The 18,064-nt window shown below is 67.6% G+C and carries 14 protein-coding genes, 6 pseudogenes and 1 other annotated feature; of the genes and pseudogenes, 9 read left to right on the top strand and 11 right to left on the bottom strand.

The genetic code is table 11. From position 1 onward, the window contains the following. Positions 1–68 precede the first annotated feature (68 nt). From BMX97_RS33255 to BMX97_RS31455, 3 genes and pseudogenes are all read right to left on the bottom strand, one after another. On the bottom strand, positions 69–506 hold the full coding sequence (locus BMX97_RS33255) for a hypothetical protein (RefSeq protein WP_177202414.1): 438 nt from the start codon (positions 504–506) through the stop codon (positions 69–71). Between the two features lie 440 nt (positions 507–946). Continuing rightward, entirely contained in the window at positions 947–1,870 is a 924-nt protein-coding gene (locus BMX97_RS31460) for a HEPN domain-containing protein (protein WP_091755033.1), read from the bottom strand. Positions 1,871–1,970: 100 nt separating this feature from the next. Then, a pseudogene (locus BMX97_RS31455) lies at positions 1,971–2,150 on the bottom strand (integrase core domain-containing protein); the annotation flags it as partial. 509 nt (positions 2,151–2,659) lie between these two features. Between BMX97_RS31455 and BMX97_RS31450 the strand changes: the two are divergent. Together BMX97_RS31450 and BMX97_RS31445 are read left to right on the top strand one after the other, a co-directional pair. Beyond that, a pseudogene (locus BMX97_RS31450) lies at positions 2,660–4,043 on the top strand (ISL3 family transposase); the annotation flags it as partial. A gap of 85 nt (positions 4,044–4,128) precedes the next feature. Then, positions 4,129–4,533 carry an amidase family protein gene (locus BMX97_RS31445; protein WP_244538754.1) on the top strand — a complete coding sequence of 135 codons (405 nt, stop codon included), beginning with the start codon at positions 4,129–4,131 and terminating at the stop codon, positions 4,531–4,533. Between the two features lie 214 nt (positions 4,534–4,747). Here the strand turns inward: BMX97_RS31445 and BMX97_RS31440 are convergent, their stop codons facing one another. From BMX97_RS31440 to BMX97_RS31420, 5 genes are all read right to left on the bottom strand, one after another. Further along, entirely contained in the window at positions 4,748–5,269 is a 522-nt protein-coding gene (locus BMX97_RS31440; protein WP_091755032.1) for a DUF1993 domain-containing protein, read from the bottom strand. A gap of 357 nt (positions 5,270–5,626) precedes the next feature. Beyond that, the gene (locus tag BMX97_RS31435) at positions 5,627–6,874 is read right to left on the bottom strand and encodes a M20 family metallo-hydrolase (protein WP_091755031.1); all 1,248 of its coding nucleotides are present in this window, start codon (positions 6,872–6,874) and stop codon (positions 5,627–5,629) included. Between the two features lie 2 nt (positions 6,875–6,876). Then, positions 6,877–7,758: an alpha/beta fold hydrolase gene (locus BMX97_RS31430; protein WP_091755030.1), complete on the bottom strand. Its 882-nt coding sequence runs from the start codon at positions 7,756–7,758 to the stop codon at positions 6,877–6,879. 11 nt (positions 7,759–7,769) lie between these two features. Further along, the gene (locus tag BMX97_RS31425) at positions 7,770–8,552 is read right to left on the bottom strand and encodes an SDR family oxidoreductase (RefSeq protein ID WP_091755029.1); all 783 of its coding nucleotides are present in this window, start codon (positions 8,550–8,552) and stop codon (positions 7,770–7,772) included. 44 nt (positions 8,553–8,596) lie between these two features. Next, entirely contained in the window at positions 8,597–9,745 is a 1,149-nt protein-coding gene (locus BMX97_RS31420) for a pyridoxal phosphate-dependent aminotransferase (RefSeq protein ID WP_280142832.1), read from the bottom strand. A 103-nt stretch (positions 9,746–9,848) separates the two neighbouring features. Here BMX97_RS31420 and BMX97_RS31415 point away from each other — a divergent pair, with 103 nt between their 5' ends. From BMX97_RS31415 to BMX97_RS31400, 4 genes are read left to right on the top strand one after another with little or no spacing between them, the layout of a single operon-like run. Continuing rightward, positions 9,849–11,000 carry an ABC transporter substrate-binding protein gene (locus tag BMX97_RS31415; protein WP_091755027.1) on the top strand — a complete coding sequence of 384 codons (1,152 nt, stop codon included), beginning with the start codon at positions 9,849–9,851 and terminating at the stop codon, positions 10,998–11,000. Then, on the top strand, positions 11,000–11,854 hold the full coding sequence (locus tag BMX97_RS31410) for an ABC transporter ATP-binding protein (RefSeq protein ID WP_060851075.1): 855 nt from the start codon (positions 11,000–11,002) through the stop codon (positions 11,852–11,854). The genes BMX97_RS31415 and BMX97_RS31410 overlap by 1 nt, the downstream gene beginning before the upstream one ends. A 3-nt stretch (positions 11,855–11,857) precedes the next feature. Next, positions 11,858–12,691, top strand: a complete 834-nt coding sequence (locus tag BMX97_RS31405; RefSeq protein WP_060851074.1) for an ABC transporter permease — start codon at positions 11,858–11,860, stop codon at positions 12,689–12,691. Between the two features lie 12 nt (positions 12,692–12,703). Then, the gene (locus BMX97_RS31400; protein WP_060851073.1) at positions 12,704–13,444 is read left to right on the top strand and encodes a GntR family transcriptional regulator; all 741 of its coding nucleotides are present in this window, start codon (positions 12,704–12,706) and stop codon (positions 13,442–13,444) included. A gap of 20 nt (positions 13,445–13,464) precedes the next feature. Here BMX97_RS31400 and BMX97_RS31395 read toward each other — a convergent pair. Then, positions 13,465–13,884, bottom strand: a pseudogene (locus tag BMX97_RS31395) (substrate-binding domain-containing protein); the annotation flags it as partial. Between the two features lie 177 nt (positions 13,885–14,061). On the opposite strand from BMX97_RS31395, the pseudogene BMX97_RS31390 reads away from it, so the two are divergent. Next, a pseudogene (locus BMX97_RS31390) lies at positions 14,062–15,016 on the top strand (IS3 family transposase); the annotation flags it as partial. Further along, positions 14,343–14,482: a sequence feature (AL1L pseudoknot), on the top strand. It overlaps the preceding pseudogene by 140 nt. A 7-nt stretch (positions 15,017–15,023) precedes the next feature. Here BMX97_RS31390 and BMX97_RS31385 read toward each other — a convergent pair. Next, a pseudogene (locus tag BMX97_RS31385) lies at positions 15,024–15,983 on the bottom strand (IS30 family transposase); the annotation flags it as partial. Between the two features lie 161 nt (positions 15,984–16,144). Here BMX97_RS31385 and BMX97_RS32575 point away from each other — a divergent pair. Both BMX97_RS32575 and BMX97_RS34105 read left to right on the top strand, forming a co-directional pair. Continuing rightward, positions 16,145–16,270 (top strand): annotated as a pseudogene (locus BMX97_RS32575) (IS256 family transposase); the annotation flags it as partial. A 1,051-nt stretch (positions 16,271–17,321) separates the two neighbouring features. Next, entirely contained in the window at positions 17,322–17,693 is a 372-nt protein-coding gene (locus BMX97_RS34105; protein WP_244538752.1) for a hypothetical protein, read from the top strand. On the opposite strand, the gene BMX97_RS31375 is transcribed toward BMX97_RS34105, so the two are convergent. After that, a partial coding sequence (locus BMX97_RS31375; protein ID WP_143074766.1) for an integrase core domain-containing protein occupies positions 17,690–18,064 on the bottom strand: 375 nt, incomplete at its 5' end. The two genes, BMX97_RS34105 and BMX97_RS31375, sit on opposite strands and share 4 nt — an antisense overlap.

Genomic DNA, 18,064 nt, shown 5'->3' with positions numbered 1-18,064 from the left:
CAGGCGAGCCTGGTCGCGGACCCGGTCGGACAGGATCGCTTCCAGCTGCTGTGGTCGCGCTGAAGCGATCATCGACGCTGGTCCGGCCTCGCGGTGACGTCGCCGCGGGGCCGAACCGCGACGACGTTCTGAAGAATCACGGCTTCGTCCGCGCGGCGGACGGGGGATGGCGCCTGTCCCCGGCATTCGACATCGTGCCCCAACCCGACATGTGCGACGTCCAGGCCATCGGCCTCGGCATCATGGGAGGGCTCCCGACGCGGACGAACGGCCTGTCGCGGATCGGGGATTTCGACCTCGATGCGCGCCGCCAGGGCGATCGTCTCCGAGATGATCAGCGTGATGCGACCCTGAAGGCGCAGGTTCGCGGAAAGGGGCGTGCCGGAGCCCAGGATACGGCGCCTCGAACGGGCGTTCTCCCGGCGGATCGGCGACGATCCCGAAGGCGAGGCGGGGGTGGCACCGCACCAGCCATGACGGCGATCGCCCCCGAAGCCCTCCGCCATCGGCGTTCCATAAGCGGAATTCCACGGTGATCGCCGGATACATGATCCGCCTCGACCCGGGGCGCCGGCTCACCGGGGCCCGACGAGCGGGTCGTCACGGCGCCCGAGGCCGAGCTCGGGATCAGCTGGCTCGCCCCCTGATCCTCGACGACGTGACCGTCCCGCGGGCGATCCAGGCGAGCCTGGTCGCGGATCCGGCCGGGCAGGAGCGCTGTACGGCTGCTGTGGTCGCGATGAGGCCTTCCGCCGTCGCGCTGATCCGGTCTCGCGGTGACGTCGCCGCGGGGCCGATCCGAGCGGCCGTTGCCTGGCGGGCGGCAGGACCGGTGACGGTGTGCGACCGCGTGCCCCTCTCCCCCCCGGCTCGAAACACGAAGGTCGTCGGCTGAGCCGCGCGGGCTGCCGTTCTCGGGACCACACGACTTGCTGGACGCTGCGTCCTAGACGTTTGGCTCCTCGTGATCGGAACCGGCGAGCCGCTCGGTGCAGATCGCCGCGATGGTCTTTTGCAGGGTACTGACCCGCTCGACCAGCCAGGCCAGCTCCTCGTCGGTGATCTCGTAGTGCGGGGAGTAGCGTGCATCGACGTAGGCACGGTTAAGGAGAGCAAAGCACCGCCGAGCGAACTTCGTGTCGTGTGGCCAGACCGGGACCAGCCGGGAATCGACGCTCTCGGCCTGTGACCGTAGCTTGGTCAGGCGGTGGAGCTTCGGGCTGTAAAGCGTCAGGACCAGCAGGACACAGTGGTAGAGGCTCTCCGTTACCTGATGCAGGAGGAACGCGGCCTGCCGGTAGTGACCGTCAGAGATGGTGCGGGTTGCCAAACCGAAGAAAACGTCTGCGTTGGGCAGCCATTGATCGAAGTGCCGCTGCGCCTCGGCCCGGACTGCTTCGGGGGTGAGAGGTTGGGGTGAGGCAAGGGGAAAACCCGGTGCCTCGTGAAGCACGATGCCGTCGCGAGCGATGTCGACGAAGAACGGACGGCCCTGCGCCAGCTGGTCGTTCACGTCCTGCAACGTATGCACGATCACGTTCACCGGCGTCGCGAGACGACCGCCCAGGCTCAGTTCTTGGAGCAGACGCTCCTCGGCCTTCTCCCACGCCTCGTAGGGCTCGGCGAAGCGGGCATCGTTGACCACCACCAGCAGGTCGTAATCCGACAGGTAGCCGCTGCCGCGATCCTCCACCCAGTCACCGCGGGCGTAGGAGCCGAACAGCACCAGCTTGAGGATGCGACCGCGCCGGGCCTTGTCGGAGAGCTTAGTCCTTTGCGCGTCCTCGAACTCCTCGAACAGGATCCGCACCGCGTGCTGTAGCTCGCGGCGTTTGCGGTCGGGCAGGTGGGCGAGCCGTTCGGTGTCCATCGCGATCTGATCGTTCAAGGCAGCCCTCCCCTACCTTAGGGATCGGGTTCGCTGAACCCCAGGCGCTGATCGGCCCGCACGGGGTGGTCCGGCTTCAAAGTTAGTGCAGGGTCGGCCTTTGCTCCACGGGTAGCTTGGCCGGTGGGGCTGGTCGGGTGAGCGCAGCCGGCCAAGCGGACAAGGCGGGCACGAACACCTCCGGGGCCGGTGGTCGGTAGCCGAGCGAGGCGTGCGGGCGCACGACATTATAGTGTCGTCGCCAACTCTCGATCACGATCTGCATTGGGATTGGGATTGCCCCACAGAAACGGGGCAATCCCAGATCCCCCCCCGCCTTCACCGGACACCTGCGCGCTCGCAACGGAGGGCTCGTTTGGGCCCCTCACCGTTCCTCCCGACGCAGGCACGGTATTTGGAACGGCGGCGCCGGACGGGCACGCAGGATTGCCGTTGACGCTCCAGCCGCTCGCTGAGGCCGCACGCGCCTACGCCGCCCGCAAGGACAGCTCCAACACCCGCCGCGCCTACGCAGCCGACTAGCCTTTGTTCGAGCGCTGGTGCCTGCGCCAGGGACTCGATCCCCTCGTCCCCGATCCCAGCATCGTCGGGCTCTTCCTCGCGGCTGCCGCCGACGGAAACGGCCTGCCCCAAGTGAGCGTCGCCACCCTCGAGCGACGCCTCGCCGCCCTCACCACCCGCTACCGCTCGGATGGAACGCCGCTCGCCTGCGGCGATCGCCACATCACCGACGATCACGGCCGGCATCCGCCGCAGCCACGCCCGCCGCGCCAGAAGCTGCCGTGGCAAGATCGGACCGTGCCGTGGCACCTGCGCGTGCGCTGCTTCCGCTGCGGCGACTGCCCGGGGCGGATCTTCGCCGAACCGGCAGCGGGGCTGGGGTCACGCAAAGCGCGTCGAAGCGAACGATTGGCCGAGGCGTAGACCGACATCGGCATGGTGCTCGGTGGCGAGCCCGGTGCTCGCTTGTCACGACGACTGGCGATGCCGGTCAGCGGCGACACGGTTCTGCGTCTGATATCATCGACGCGGCATCGCCTCCTCGCCAGCGCCGCGCGTGGTCGGCATCGATAATTGGGCGTGGCGGCGCGGTTAGTCCTACGGCACCATCGTCTGCGACCTGGAACGGCGGCGCGTCATCGACTTGTTGCTCGATCGCTCCGCGGCACCGGTGCGGGACTGGCTTGCCGCCCATCCGGGCGTCGCCGTCGTCAGCCGTGACCGCGCCGGACCCTACGCCGAAGCTGCGCGCACAGGCGCTCCGGCGGCGATGCAGGTTGCGGATCGCTGGCATCTGCTCGTCAATGCCTCCGAGGCACTGCGCAGCATCGTCGAGCGTCACCAGTCCGAGATCAGGGCCGTGGCGAGCCACTCCATGCCCGAGCCTTCTCTCTCCTCTAATCCAGCGAAGACCGAGCCCGTCCCGGAGACGAGCAGCCGGCGACGCGACCGCTGCGAGGCAGCCCTGCGGCTCCATGGCGAAGGTCAACCGACCAAGGAGATCGCCCGCCGTCTCGGGGCATCGCGCAACGCCGTGCGGCGCTGGATCCGGGCTGGTCAGCTCGAGCCCTACCGCCGTGCCCCCGACCCGAGCCGGCTCGACCGTTACATCTCCGTCGTCGAGGCGCGCTGGCAGGACGGTCTGCGCAGCGCCACCGTTCTCCTGAGCGAGTTGCGCGTGTAGGGCTTCACGGGCGGCTACGACATCGTCCGACGCTGGGCCGCACGGCAGCGCTCGGGGGCCCCGGCTCGACCGCTCTCCGCCCGGATCCCCTCGGCACGCCGCATCAGCCGGTGGCTGACGGGCGATCCAGCCGTGATGTTGCCCGAGGATCGTGCGTTCACCGAGGCACTATGCGATGCGGCTCCGCGCTTGAAGCGGGCGGCCGAGAATGTACGCGCCTTCGCCGATCTCCTGCACCAGGATGATCCCGCCGGACTGACACCCTGGCTGGAGGCTGCTGCTGCCACCGAACTTGGTGGCTTCGTCACCAGGCTTCGGCAGGATGAGGAGGCCGTGCGCGCTGCGATCGCCGAACCCTGGAGCAACGGCCATGTTGAAGGCCAGGTCAACCGCCTCAAGCTGATCAAACGTAGCATGTATGGTCACGCCAAGTTCGACCTGCTCCGCCAGCGAGTGCAGCATGCCGCGTGAACCGAGACACCCAGAGCTTGGCTGGACAAGCACCCGTCAGCACCGAAAGTGCGGATGAACCCTATTCCACGCCTAATCTCACCTGATGTACAGAATTTCTAAGACGATGCTGTCGCTGCCCGACACCTCGATGGAGGACTACGTCGCGGCCGAGCAGGCGGCGGAGCGGCTCCGGGACGGCTACGCCGCCTACTTCCGGAACTTCGACGTGCTCCTCACCCCGGTGCTGCCGGTACCGGCGCACAAACACGGCATCAAGGACCTCGTCGTCAACGGCGAGACGGTCGACCTCACCTACCTGCAGGGCGCGGGCGTGCCGTTGAACGTGACGGGCCTGCCGGGCCTGTCGATGCGGTTCGGGATGAGCCGCGAGGGCTTGCCGATCAACGTGCAGTTGGTGGGACGCTGGCAGTCGGAGACGACCATCCTGCATGCTGCTTCGGTGCTGGAAGCCGTGAGCCCCGTCCGCGGGCTGCGCCCAAGCCTCTGACGGGTGTGACCGGGGCCGGAGATCTGTCCCGCCCCGGACCGCTGGGACGGCAAAATCGTACGGCGGCCGTCTATGGCTCCGATGCTCCGCCCGTGCTTCCAGTATCGTCGGGGACAGCTAACCGAGCGAAGGAGGCGGGGCCGCGCGCAACGCGGGACGCTCGGTGCGCCGCATCCGGTTCCGGCGCCGCTCCCAGCAGGCTCAAGGCGCCTCCCTATCTGGAGGGCTGGATGTTGGGCGGTCCGAGATGCTGGAGGAAGTCCGGCTTACCAAGGCTTACGCCGGCCCCGCGCAGAATCGCGTAGGCAGTGGTGACGTGGAAGAAGAAGTTTGGAAGGGCGAAGCCGGTGAGATAGGTCTGCCCGGTGAAGCGGTAGCCCATCCCGTTCGGGAACTTCAGCTCGACCTCCCGCTCCGCGCCCGTGGCCAGCGCCGCCGGATCGACGCCCTCGACGAAGGCGATCGTCCTCGCGCAACGCTCCTTGAGTTCGGCGAAGCTCGCCTCGACATCCGGCATGGCGGGCGCCTCGATCCCGGCGAGCCGCGCCACCGCGTTCTTCGCGCTGTCGGAAGCCATCTGGTACTGGGCCGGCAAGGGCCGCATGTCCGGGGCGAGACGGCCGGAGAGCAACTCGGCCTCCGGCTTCTCCGATGCCGCCTTGTCGAGCCACGCGGCCATGTTGCGGAGCGAGTTGGCGAAGACCGGGACGCTGACGTCGTGGATGCTGATGCTCATACTCATTGCCTAAGGCACCTCTCCCCCCTGATGCAATGAGTAAGCGCATCGCGCCCGCACCGCCTCGGCGCCTACGCCCTGCTCCCGGACCCGTCCAATTTTCCTTCACCGTGAAAGCCCCTGTCGACGACCCGGATCGGGCCGAGAGCGCCATGCGCAAGCACATCCGCAGCGCCCGTTTCAGCACACTGCCCGATATCGACGCCACTCACTCCGCGACCGCGAAGACGGCCTGACAGCCGACGCACGTTCGACGAGCCGGCTGAGATCGTGAGGCTCTTCGAGGGCCGCCGCGACCGCGACGTGTCGTTCACCCGGGTCGTTACCAGCAGCAGCCTTAAGGTGTCCTGCCGCTAATCAGCTCTCATCCCGATTCGCCAACTGCCACAAAACGTCGGTCAGCACCCGTGCTCCGGACGTGAGATCGTCCGGTTCCGCCCACTCCGCCGGATTGTGGCTGACCCCGTTGCGACACGGCACGAAAATCATGCCGGTCGGGCACACGTAATGCAGTTGCCGGGCGTCATGACCGGCGGCCGAGAGGATGTCGCGATGCGCAAGGCTGAGGTCGCCGGCTGCCCTTGCGATGGCCCCCCGGACGATGGGCGAAAAAGTGAGTGACGGATTGTGCTGGATCTGCCGCACGGACGCGGCGCAAGGTCCCCGCTCGCCCTCGATGATGGCGCGGATCGCGGCATCGAGCTGGTCGACCACGGCATTGTCCGGGTGGCGCAGGTCGATGGAGAACAGCACCTCCGCGGGAACGACGGAGGGGGCATTCGGCGTCACCTCGATCATCCCGACGGTGAGCTTGGTGTCGGCAGGATCGGAAGCGGCCCGGTCGATGGCGGCGATCATCCGCACCGCCGCCATTACGGCGTCACGCCGCTCGTGGCGCTCGGCCGTACCTGCATGCGCGGCCTCGCCGGCGACACGAACGCGGTAGCGGCGGGTGCCCTGAATTCCGGTCACAATGCCGATCGAAACGCCGTCACGCTCCAAGATCGGGCCCTGCTCGATATGAGGCTCGACGAAGGCCGCGATCGGACGCCGGAACGGGCGCTGCGGCACGTCCCTGTCGGCAGCGAGCACTGCCGCAAGGGCATCGCCCTGCGCTATCCCTGAAGCGTCGCGGATCGTCGCGACCTCCGCCAGCGTCCGCGCCCCCGTGAAGAGATCCGAGCCGGTCATGCCGGGAGAAAACCGGCAGCCCTCCTCGTTCGTGAAGGCGACGATCTCGATCGCGCGTTCCGGCACCAAGCCTGCCGCCCGCATCGCCTCGACTGCCTCGAAGGCGGCCATCACCCCGAAGGCCCCGTCGAAGCGGCCGCCCGTCGGCTGGGAATCGATGTGCGAGCCGGCCATGACGGGGGGGCGATCCGACTGCCGGCCAGAATACCGCAGGAAGAGGTTCGCGGCCGCATCCGTGTACGGTTCGAGCCCGAGTGAGCGGCCGAGCGCCACCAGATGGGCGCGGGCGGCGATCTCGATCTCGGTCAGGGTCTGGCGGTCGACGCCGCCATCCGGGCGGGAGCCGAACCGGCTCAGCTCCATCAGACGCCGCCAGAGGCGGTCGCCGTCGACGTGATCGGACGGGCGAGCCACGTTCAGCGAGTCCGCATGATTTCGGCAGGATTGGCACGCGGATCGCGCGGGCCCCAGCGGCCGCTCTCCACCTGGGCGAGGAACTCCGCCAGGATCTGGTTGAAGAGCATCGGCTCCTCGAGGTTCAGGGTGTGGCCGGTCTTTGGCAGGACCGCAAGGCCCGAGGCCGGCACCGTCCGCTTGAGGAAGAAGCCAGGCTGCAGGCAATGGTCGTCCTCGTCTCCAACCACGACCAGCAATGGCGTGGCCATCGCGCGGAACTCGTCCTCCAGGTCGTAGAGCGAGGGGCGCCGCATCTGCACGCCGCGCATGGTATTGGCCGCGCCCCGGCTGTCATGCTGTCCGAGGCGGTCGGCGAAGAGCTGCCAGCCTCGTGGGTCCTTGTCCTGGAACTGCACCCGCGAGGCGCCCTCGGCGTAGATCTTGGAAAAGGCCGGCGCACCCTTCGTCTCGAAATTGGCCGCGACCTGCTCCGAGATGCCCTTGAAGTAGTCCTCGTGCGCCTTCTCGGCGCCGTAGCCGGCACCCGCGGCGGTGATCGAGCGCACGCGGCCGGGGTGGCGCAAGCCTGCATGCAGGACGGCAAAGCCCCCCATCGACAGGCCGACGAGATGCGCGGTCTCGATGCCCGCCGCGTCCATGACCGCGATGATGTCGTCGGCCGCGATCGCCTGCGAGTAGGCGTCGACGGAATCAGGGATGTCCGAGGGCGGAAAGCCGCGCGCCGCATAGGTGACGCACCGGTGGCGGCGCGAAAAGAAGTTCATCTGCGGCTCCCAGCTCCAATGGTTGCCGCCGAATTCATGAACGAAGACGATGGGCGTCCCGCGCCCCGCCTCGTCGAAGTAGAGCTGGACGCCGTCGCTCGCGCTCGCCTTGGGCATGGGGGCTCCTCTCAGACGACAGTGCGGCGGGAGGCGATGCCGCCATCCACGGTGAAGACGGTGCCGGATGTGTAGCCGGAGCGGAATGAGGCGAGAAACAGGAAGAGATCGGTGATCTCATGAACCTTAGCCGGTCGCTTCAGAGGATAGCGCACCAGCAACTCCTCGTAGCGCGCCGCGTCGCCAAGCTCATTCTCGGCGAACTTGCGCAGCATGTTGTAGATGCGCGACGTATCGACGGGACCTGGATTTACGCCGACGACGCGTATATTGTCGTCGAGGCTTTTCCCGCCCAAAGCCCGAGTCATCGCCATGATCGAGGCATTGCCGGCGGCGCCCTCGATGTAATTCGGATCGCAGACTTCGCCGCCATTGCCGATGTTGTTGAGGATCACGCCGCCGCCGCGCGCCTTCATGCGCGGATAGACGAGACGGATCATGTCGGCATAACCGAAGCCCTTGAGGGCCCAGCCCTCGCGCCATCTCTGCGCATCAACGTCGAAGAGCGAGCCGCTCGGGATCACCCCGGCATTGTTGATCAGGACGTCGACGTCGCCCGCCTCCGCGACGATCCGCTCACAGGCGCCGTCCTGCGTCATGTCGATTGCCGTGATACCGACCACGACCTTGTGCTCGGCCTCGATCACGCGCTTCAGCGCGTCGAGCTTGTCGGCCGACCGCGCCGTCAGGTGGAGCGGGCAGCCCTCGGCCGCGAAGGCATGGGCGAGGCCCTCGCCGATGCCTTGCGAGGCGCCGGTGATCAGGACCGTCTTGCCCTGGAGTTGGAGATCCATGGTCGTGTCGTCCTCGTGATCGTATTGTGAACCGGGGCTGGTCTTCAGAAGAGCTTGGCGTCCGCGTTCATGCCGCGGGCCCGCTCGATCATCGCCGGCATGAGGTCGACGAACTCCTCGACCCAGTCCCGCGGCACCGAGACCGACACCTTCACGAACCGGTCGCCGAAATTCGGCGTGTGGTAGGAGCCCTGCCGGATCATGATCCGGCGTTCCTGATAGGCGGCAACGAGGGCCTCAGGGCTGATGCCGAGGCCGCCGGTCTCGAGCACCACGAAGTTCCCGTTCGAGGGGTAGACCGGCATCACGAGACCTGGGATCCGGTCGCAGGCTGCCTTGATCAGCGCCTGGTTGGCCCGTTGCTCGGCGAGTACGCCCGGGAACCACTCGTCCTTGATCGCAAGTCCTGCCATCGCGGCGCGCTGGGCGAGGATGCTGGATCCGAGATTGTTGGGCGGGGCCGCGGCCAGGCGCTCGGCCATGTCGGGATGCGCGATCACCGCGCCGACCCTCAGGCCGGCGAGGCCTAGCCACTTCGAGAAACTGTAGATCGTGAGCGTGCGCTCTGGATCGAGCTTCGCCGCCAGGTGGTGCTCGTACGCGAAGTGCCGGTAGGTGCAGTCGTGGATGAGGTAGGCCCCGGCCTTGCGGACGATCTCCATGATCGCGGCGATCTCCTCGGCCGTGCAGGCGGTGCCAAGCGGGTTGTTCGGGTCGACGAGGTAGACCACCTTGGTGCGCGGCCCCATGGCGGCCTCGAGCCGAGCGGGATCGAGGCGGTAGCCGTGCTCGGGGCCGTAGATCGGGATCTGCCGCACCGTGGCGCCGACCGAGCGGGCGAAGGTCATCGGCCAGTTCCAGGTCGGATCCGTCGTGACGAACTCGTCGCCCGGCGCGAGTAGCGTATGGCAGACGTGGTAGAGCGAGGCCACGGCCCCGTCCGAGACGAGGGCGGCCTGCCCGTCCAGGCCGAAATCGGCGACGATTCCTGCCCTCAGCGCCTGGAAGCCCGCCGGCGGCGCGTAGACGTGAAATCCCTCGTCCCGGATGCACCGCTCCATCGCCTCCCGCACAGCCGGGTGGCTCGGCGCATGATTAGTGTTCTGCCCGAGCCAGCGCAGGCCGGGTGTGTTCACCAGCGCGTCGAAATGGGCGTTCCGCGCCTCGAAGGCTCGCATGGTCAGGCTCTCCATTCGGGGACTAACAGATACCCGGCAGCGTTTGGCATGCAAGTAAAAAAATCTGGCACACGTTTTGGCCAAATGGCATGCATTTAGGCGCTGATGGTATCCGATTATGCATGCGATCCAAGATCTGACATGTCATGATGCGGGCAATCGCGGAGTGAGCCGGGAGGGTGGAATGCTGACGAGACGGTGGGTTCTAGCGGGTGTCGGCGCGGCGGCCGGTGCCGCTGCTCTCAGTGGCTTTCCTCGCCCGGCGCTAGCCCAAGCAACAAAGGTCACCTTCACGACGTCCTGGATCCCGGAGGGCCCGAACCTCTTCGCCACTGTCGCCCGCGACAAAGGCTTCTGGAAGAAGCACGGGCTCGATGTCAGCGTCGCTCGTGGCTCCGGATCCGGCGCAGCGGCCCAGGCCGTCGCGGCCGGGACCTTCGATTTCGGGATGGCCGCGACGCCGACAGCGATCATCCAGGCCTCGCGCAACCTGCCGATCACCTGCATCGGCCAGATCAACTATGACGCGCTGATGGGCATCGCAGTCCTTGCCGCCTCGCCAATCAAGTCCCCGAAGGATCTCGAAGGCCGCAAGCTCGGCGCGAGCGTCACCTCGGGCGAGTACCCGTTCCTGCCGCTCTACGCCGAGAAGGCCGGGTTCGACCTGAAGAAAGTCGACCTCGTTCAGATCGATGGCAAGGTCCGCGAGCGGTCGCTGGTCGAGAAGCAGGTCGACGCGGTCTCGTCCTTCGCGACGAGCACGCTGCCCTCCCTTGTCCCCCTCGGTACGGAGCTACGCTTCATGCTGTTCCGGGAGGCGAGCCTCGACTTCTACGGCCAGTCCCTGATTACCCAGCCTGCCCGGATCGAGAAGGATCCTGGCCTGACGGAAGCCTTCGTGGCCGGCGCCATGGAAGCGATCCGGTTCACCATGACTGACTTCGACGAGGCGGTAGCCCTGTTCCTCAAGGCCAACAGCGAGGTCGCGATCAGCTCGACCGGCAAGGCCTATGCACGGATCGGCCTCGGGCTCACCAACCTGACCAACCTCGTGCCCGAGGTGAAGGAGAAGGGCTTCGGCTACGCCGACCCGGCCAAGGTGGCGACGATGACCGACGTCGTCGTGCGCTACGGGGCGGGTGACAAGGCGGTACGGCCCGATCCTGCGGCCCTGTTCACGAACCGGTTCGCTGGTTCGGTCAAGCTCGAGGGCAAGGACCTTGCGGCGGCGGAGGCCCAGGCGGCGCCCTACCGGAAGTACCTGATCTGATGGCGGCGCAACCCAACCTCCGCGGCGCCAACGTGCCGTTCGTCCCGCCCGCCCCCGCGGCGCCGCTCCTACGGATCGCGCAGGTCGAAAAGGTCTATGGCGGCCGCCAGGGGCCTGTTCGAGCGGTCGCTTCCGCGAGCCTCGAGATCGGGCGCGGGGAGTTCGTCTCGCTGCTCGGCCCGAGCGGTTGCGGGAAGAGCACGCTCCTCATGATGATCGCCGGGCTCGAGACGCCGACGAGCGGCACGATCGAGCTCGACGGGAGCCGCGTGGTCCGGCCGCGTCGCGACATCGGCATCATCTTCCAGGACGCGACTCTCCTGCCCTGGAAGTCCACGCTCGAGAACGTGCTGTTTCCGATCCGTATCCTCAAGTTGCCGCTCGCGCCCTATCGTGAGCGGGCGCGCGAGCTCCTGGCGATGGTGGGTCTGGGAGGCTTCGAGAACCACAAGCCGTCCCAGTTGTCGGGGGGCATGCGCCAGCGCGTCGCCATCTGTCGGGCCCTGATCCACGATCCCGCCATCCTGCTCATGGATGAGCCCTTCAGCGCCCTTGACGCAATCACCCGCGACCAGATGAACGAGGCGCTGTCGGAAATCATGGACAAGACGGCGAAAACGGTGATTTTCGTCACACACTCGATCCGCGAGGCCGCGTTCCTGTCCGACCGCGTCGTGGTGATGGGCGGCCGCCCCTCCCACGTCGTTCTCGACGAGCGCATGCCGTTCGGGCGGCCGCGCCGTCTGGCGATCGAAGAGAATCCGGAATTTGGCCGGGTCGTCCGCCACCTGCGGCTGACCATCGAGCAGGCCCACGGCACGGCACCGACGGGCCGCAGTGCAGGCGGAGAGTAGGATATGGCAGGCGCAATCGGAACGGAAACCGGCGCGATCCTCTCAGGCCCGGGCCAGACTCCGCGGCTCGGGTTCGGACTCTCGGGCGTGCGGGCCGTGCTTCTGCCGGTCGCCCTGGCGGTGGCGACTCTGGCAGCCTGGCAGGCTTTCGTCGTGATCGGCAACATCCCGTCGGTCATCCTCCCCTCCCCCATCTCCACCTTGCGCTACATCGTGGAGCACTGGGACATCCTCCTGACCCACGCGGTCCCGACGACATTGGAGTCGGCGATTGGTTTCGTGCTCGCGACCCTGCTCGGGGTCTTGCTCGCCATCGTGATCACCTACTCGACCCTGGCGCGAGAGGCGCTCTACCCGAACCTCGTCTTCTTCCAGCTGATCCCGAAGATCGCGCTCGCGCCGCTCTTCATCATCTGGCTCGGTATCGGCATGCAGTCGCGCGTCGCCTTCGCGGTCTTCATCGCGTTCTTTCCCGTGGTGATCGCGACGAGTGCGGGGTTCGCGAGCGTCGATCGCGGCATGCTGCGGCTATGCCGGTCGCTCACCGCGAGCGAGTGGCAGGTCTTCACCCATGTCCGCTTTCCGGCCGCCCTGCCGCACATCTTCAGCGGGATGAAGGTCGCGATCACCCTCGCGATCATTGGGGTGATCATCGGCGAGTTCATCACTGCGCAGGCCGGCTTGGGCTATCTCATCATCTTTGCGACCGCGCGGGCCGATACCGAGGTGTCGATGGCCGCGATCGTCGTCCTTTGCGTCTGCGGGCTGCTGCTGTACGGGCTGGTCGCGCTCGGTGAGATCGCCGCCAACCGGATGTTCTCGGCGGACCCTGCGTGAAGGATGAAGACCATGAGCCAGAGGACGGCGCAGAAGGCGCGCCGGCTCGACCTGTCGGATGCCGGGATTCCTGAGGATACCTCACTTGCCGGGGATGTCGCGCGCCGCCTGGAGGAGGACATCCTGCGCGGCGCGATCCGGCCGGGCCAGCGGCTTGACGAGCGCGAGCTGTCGGAACGCTACGGCGTCTCGCGTACCCCCGTCCGCGAGGCGCTGCAGCGGCTCTCGGCGAGTGGACTCGCGAGCGCGCGCGGACGCCAGGGGCTGCAGGTATCGCAGTTCTCCGTGGCCGACCTCCTCGACGCCTTGAGCGTGGTGGCATCGATGGAGGCCCTGGCGGCCTCGCAGGCGGCCCGCCGGATCACCCAGGAACAGCGCGCCGTACTCGAGGCGGAGCACGCGGCCTGCGGCTCGGCCATTGCGGAGGGTGACTACGACGCGTTTTACGACGCCAACATCCGGTTCCACGACGCGATCGCGGCGGCGAGCCATAACCGGGTCCTGCAGGACGAGTTGCGGCGTCTCTCGGTGAAGACCGCCCCGTATCGCCGGGCGATCACCTTCCAGCCCGGTCGCATGCCGCAATCGCAGCCCGAGCACGCCGCAGTGCTCGCGGCGATCCTGCGCAACGACGCGACCGCCGCAGGCGAGCGAATGGCACACCACGTCTCGCTCCTCTCGGAGGGTATCGCCGACTTCCTGCACTTCGTTAGATCGTCAGATCATGCCGGCCTGTTCAAAGATGAGACCTGACACGCACCTCGGCTTCTTGCCTACCGGCCTTTTGGTCCGCTCGAGCCGCGCTCAATGAGCCGGCCGCGCAGGGAAATCGTCTCGTCGGGCAAACCCTTGTCCCGCATGCGCGCCTGCAGGAGATCGAGGCCGCGTCCGATCATCGCGACGACCGGCTGCTCGACCGTGGTCAGGTCGTAGATCGGTCGCGCCGATTGCGGCAGGCCGTCGAACCCCACGACGGCGATGTCCTGCCCGATCCGAACGCCGGCGAGGCGCAGGGCGTCGAGCACGCCCCAGGCCATGATGTCGCTGACGGCGTAGACCGAGTCCGGTCGCTCCGCCGCCGCTAGGGCCGCGATGTGCCGCCCCGCCTCGAGGCCGCCCTCGTAGGTCGGCTGCCCGTCGAGGTGCAAGCTCGGCGGATAACCGGCGGATTGCATGAAGGTGGTGAAGCCGGCGTCGCGCTCGCGGGCTGTCGATGAGGCGGCGTCGGTGACAGCTACGACAACGCCTTGGCGGAGACGATCAACGGCCTGTTCAAGGCGGAGGTGATCCATCGACGAGGGCCGTGGCGCTCCTTCGAGGTGAACCGCTCCGGGTTTCCCGGAGGCTCCAACTTCTGAGAGGATGGAGCCATGACGAAGCGAAGAGCCCCGTTTTCCCCTGAGGTGCGCGAGCGCACCGTGCGGATGGTGCGCGACCACGAGGGCGAGCACGGCTCGCAATGGTCGGCGATCCAGTCGATCGCGGCCAAGATCGGCTGCTCGGGCGAGACGCTGCGGAACTGGGTGCGTCAGTCCGAGCGTGATCAAGGTGTGCGACCCGGGCAGACGACGGACGAGCGCGAGCGGATCAAGGCGCTGGAACGGGAGAACCGTGAGCTGCGCCAAGCCAACGAGATCCTGCGCAAGGCGTCGGCGTAATTTGCCATGGCGGAGCTCGACCGCCGGTCGCGGCCATGATCAGCTCCATCCACGATCATCGGGAGGTCTATGGGGGTCGTCCTCCGAGAGCCTCGGGATGAGGCCGATCTGCAGGGTGCTGCCGATCGCCCCGTCGACCTACTACGTGCATGCCACCCGGCGCGCCGATCCCGAGAAGCAAACGGCTGGTGCTCGCAGCGACGCGGCGTTGATGATCGAGATCCAACGCGTGTTCGAGGCGAACTTCTGCGTCTACGGCGTGCGGAAGGTCTGGCGGCAACTGGCCCGGGAGGGGATCGTGGCCGCGCGATGCACGGTGGCGCGGCTGATGCGCCGATTGGGCCTGGCGGGGGTAGTGCCTGGCAGGACCGGGCGCACCACGATCCCCGATCCGGCCGCAGCTTGCCCCCTCGACCGCGTCAACCGTCAGTTCAAGGCTCCACGGCCGAACGCTCTGTAGGTCAGCGACTTCACGTACGTGGCGATGTGGTCGGGCTTCGTCTACGTGGCCTTCGTCATCGATGTGTTCGCCCGGCGCAGCGTCGGTTGGCGAGCCTCACGCAGTGCTCATGCAAGCTTCGTTCTGGATGCTCTGGAGCAGGCTCTGCACGAGCGCCGTGCTGTCCAGGGCAGCGGCCTGGTGCACCACTCGGACCGCGGCTCGCAACTTGCGTTCAAGCGGTCGTCGCAACACCATCTTGCACGGCTGCGAGAACAGCGTCGAGTGCCTCTGCCGGCGTCTTCCAGTTCAGCGTCTTGCGCGGTCTGCTGTTGAGGGCCGCGGCCACAGCAGCAAGATCGTCCACGCTGTGAGCGCTCAGATCCGTGCCTTTCGGGAAGTATTGTCGCAGCAACCCGTTCGTATTCTCGTTCGTCCCCCGCTGCCAGGGTGAGCGTGGATCGCAGAAGTAGATCTGCAGACCTGCGTCGATCCGTAAGCGCGCATGCTCGGCCATCTCCGCTCCCTGGTCCCAGGTCAAGGAGCGCCGCAGATGCTCCGGCAAGCGCGCGATCGTGCCGGTGATCGCCTCGCGGACCGCCCCGGCCCCGTGCCCCGCCAGCGCCGGGCCGTTCTTGGCACGCGGTGTCACCCCATGGCCGTCCATCGGCGGAAGATGCAGCAGCATCGTAAAGCGTGTCGTGCGCTCGACCAGGGTCCCGATCGCCGAGCTCTTCAGACCCAGGATCAGGTCTCCCTCCCAGTGACCCGGTACCGCGCGATCCTCCACCTCGGGCGGACGCTCGCTGATCAGCACCTCGGGGGTGACGAACGACTTGCCGCGGCGCAGGCAGCGGGCCCGCGGCACGCGCAAAGCCCGTCCTGTGCGAAGACAGGCGGTCAACTCACGCTTCAGCGCGCCCCGGCCCTGAATGTAGAGCGCCTGATAGATCGCCTCATGACTGATGCGCATCGTCGGATCGTCCGGAAAGTCGAGCCGCAGGCGCTCGGCGATCTGCTGCGGGCTCCAGGATCGACCCCATCGCCGGCTCTGGCGTCGCCCGTGTCGCCGTCCCTTCCAGGCAACGCTCGGTCCAGGCAGAGCGCTCCCGCCCGGTGTCGCTACGGCACCGGCGAGCCGGTCCTGCACGGAGGTCCGCAGCGCGGCGTTCCCCGCCAGCTTTGCTGGCTTGGGCGGTCGTGTCCCTTGGAGTGGTGTAGCTGACCGAGAGCGGGAGATCCGCCTGCGTGCCCTCACAGCGCTGTAGCAGGCGGGATCTCCCGTGGGGGTGGCCATCGGCGGTGACGGGTTAGGATCGGGTTGCTGATACCAACCCCGAACCCGGGAGACCCCCGATGACCGATGCTGTTATGAGCCTGCGGGCGCTGGCTGAGAAGAGTGCGGACGCGGACGTGCTGCGCGAGATGATCGGCTTTGCCGCCCAGCGTCTGATGGAACTGGAGGTAGCCGGCCTGACCGGTGTCAACGCCGATTGAAGACTGACCCACCTTTGGGCTCTCCCGCGTTTGTGGTGCAGCCGGGTGGCGAGGTACAGAGCCGCGCGGATCGTGAACATCAGGACCGGCCTGCACATCTAGGCCGGTGTCCAAACGCCTGCTGCCCCTCATCCCCGCCGGTCTCGTGGTCGATCAGGTCGGCCTCGAGCCTGACCAGATCATCATCCGTACCTATCCCCGCGCGACGGCCGCCGCCTGCCCAGGATGTGGAGGGACCTCGACCCGTCCTCACTCGCGCTACACCCGCACCCTGGCCGATCTCCCGTGGTAAGGCCGGCGCGTCGTCGTCGCGGTTCAGACGCGGCGATGGCGTTGCCCGCAGCCACATTGCCCTTGCCGTATCTTCGCCGTGCGCCTCGCCAGCGTTGCCCAGGCCGGCGCACGCCGCACTCACCGCCTCGGCGACCTCCAGCACCACCTCGGTCTCGCGCTCGGCGGTGAAGCCGGCGCACGCCTGGCGGGGCGCCTCGGCCTGCCGGTCAGCCCCGACACGCTGCTGCGCCTCATGCGAGGTCGCGCTCCCGCGCAGGCAGACCGCGCACCGCGCGTGCTCGGCATCGATGATTGGGCCTGGCGGCGTGGTCAGCGCTACGGCACGATTCTGTGCGATCTGGAACGGGGCCAGGTCATCGACCTACTGCCCGACCGCGAGGCCGCCACCGTGGCCGACTGGCTGCAGCGGCATCCCGGCGTCGAGGTCGTGGCTCGTGACCGCACCCGGTGCCTACACCGATGGCGTGCGTCGCGGCGCCCCCCGGGCGGTCCAGGTCGCGGATCGATGGCATCTGCTCTGCAACGGCTCGCAAGCTCTGGTGCAGGTGCTCGATCGGCACCGCGGCGAGTTCTCCCGTGTCGCGCGGACCAGCGTGAGCCGAGCCGAAGCGGAAGCGCCGCCGGTCGAACCCCGCCCGGCTACCAAAGCGCAGCAGCGACAGCGGCAGGGTCAGGCAGACCGGGAAGCCCGCTTCCAGCACGTTGCAGACTGGCTCGGGACGGCCAGGGCATCCGCGCCATCGTGCGCGAGACCGGTCTGTCGCGGAACACGGTGCGGCACTGGCTGCGGGCCGGTACGGCGCCGACCTGGCACAAGGGCGAGCGGGCGCGGATCATCGATCCGTTCGTCCCCTACCTCGTGCAGCAGCTCGACGAAGGCGAACGCAACGCGACGCGGCTCTGGCGCGAGTTGCAGGCCTCGGGCTTCCGGGGTGGCGTGATGAGCGTCCGGCTCTGCGTGGCTGCTCTCAGGGGCGGCCCGCCGCGGATGCGACCTGCCCCTGGTCCGGTCTGGCGGCGCCCGTCGCCGCGGCGGACGGCGCGGCTTCTTCTGACAGGCGGTGAGCATGGTGAGCTGGTGATCCTCCCCCATTTCCGCGGACACGGGGGTTAGCCTGCGTTCCGCTCGGCCTTCTCGGGCGTGATGTAGCCGAGAGCCGAGTGGAGACGCTGTCGATTGGAGTAGCCCTCGATGTAAGCGAACAGGTCGCGCCGGGCCTCATCCCGGGTCACCCATCGTCGCTGGTGGATGAGCTCGACCTTGAGGGTGTGGAAGAAGCTCTCCATCGGAGCATTGTCGTAGCAGCAGCCGGCGCGGCTCATGGACGGTATCGCCTGGATGTCAGCGAGTTGCCTGCGGTAAGCTTCCGCTGCGTACTGGCTGCCGCGATCCGAGTGACAGATGAGCCCGGCAGGCGGCCGCTGCCGTTGGATGGCCATCATCAGAGCGGCCGACGTCAGTTCAGTCCGCATGTGGTCGCGCAT

This window comes from Methylobacterium sp. ap11 (genome assembly GCF_900110515.1).
Classification (GTDB): domain Bacteria; phylum Pseudomonadota; class Alphaproteobacteria; order Rhizobiales; family Beijerinckiaceae; genus Methylobacterium; species Methylobacterium ajmalii.
This window is presented reverse-complemented; position numbering and strand designations above follow the sequence as displayed.

Excerpts from the sequence above, each read along its gene's own strand:
- BMX97_RS31440 (WP_091755032.1), bottom strand. The coding sequence starts at position 5,269 with ATGAGCATCAGCATCCACGACGTCAGCGTCCCGGTCTTCGCCAACTCG.
- BMX97_RS31420 (WP_280142832.1), bottom strand. The coding sequence starts at position 9,745 with ATGGAGAGCCTGACCATGCGAGCCTTCGAGGCGCGGAACGCCCATTTC.
- BMX97_RS31415 (WP_091755027.1), top strand. The coding sequence starts at position 9,849 with ATGCATGCGATCCAAGATCTGACATGTCATGATGCGGGCAATCGCGGA.
- BMX97_RS31445 (WP_244538754.1), top strand. The coding sequence starts at position 4,129 with ATGTACAGAATTTCTAAGACGATGCTGTCGCTGCCCGACACCTCGATG.
- BMX97_RS31400 (WP_060851073.1), top strand. The coding sequence starts at position 12,704 with ATGAGCCAGAGGACGGCGCAGAAGGCGCGCCGGCTCGACCTGTCGGAT.
- BMX97_RS33255 (WP_177202414.1), bottom strand. The coding sequence starts at position 506 with ATGGCGGAGGGCTTCGGGGGCGATCGCCGTCATGGCTGGTGCGGTGCC.
- BMX97_RS31410 (WP_060851075.1), top strand. The coding sequence starts at position 11,000 with ATGGCGGCGCAACCCAACCTCCGCGGCGCCAACGTGCCGTTCGTCCCG.
- BMX97_RS31405 (WP_060851074.1), top strand. The coding sequence starts at position 11,858 with ATGGCAGGCGCAATCGGAACGGAAACCGGCGCGATCCTCTCAGGCCCG.
- BMX97_RS31460 (WP_091755033.1), bottom strand. The coding sequence starts at position 1,870 with ATGGACACCGAACGGCTCGCCCACCTGCCCGACCGCAAACGCCGCGAG.
- BMX97_RS31430 (WP_091755030.1), bottom strand. The coding sequence starts at position 7,758 with ATGCCCAAGGCGAGCGCGAGCGACGGCGTCCAGCTCTACTTCGACGAG.
- BMX97_RS31425 (WP_091755029.1), bottom strand. The coding sequence starts at position 8,552 with ATGGATCTCCAACTCCAGGGCAAGACGGTCCTGATCACCGGCGCCTCG.